Genomic DNA, 226 nt, shown 5'->3' on the forward strand with positions numbered 1-226 from the left:
GCCGCAAACGGCGCTATGTTCGGCTGCGGCATATTTGGCTGGGCCGCAAACGGCGCTATGTTCGGCTGCGGCATATTTGGCTGGGCCGCAAACGGCGCTACGTTCGGCTGCGGCATATTTGGCTGGGCCGCAAACGGCGCTATGTTCGGCTGCGGCATATTTGGCTGGGCCGCAAACGGCGCTACGTTCGGCTGTGGCATATTTGGCTGAGCCGCAAACGGCGCTA

The 226-nt window shown here is 62.4% G+C and carries 1 protein-coding gene; it reads left to right on the forward strand.

Going from position 1 to position 226, the window contains the following annotated elements:
* The coding region (locus KQX66_RS37130; RefSeq protein WP_216798474.1) for a hypothetical protein at positions 1 to 226 on the forward strand (226 nt) is incomplete at both ends.

Origin of the sequence: Paenibacillus oleatilyticus, assembly GCF_018998565.1 — a bacterium.
In the GTDB taxonomy this organism is placed as follows: domain Bacteria; phylum Bacillota; class Bacilli; order Paenibacillales; family NBRC-103111; genus Paenibacillus_G; species Paenibacillus_G oleatilyticus.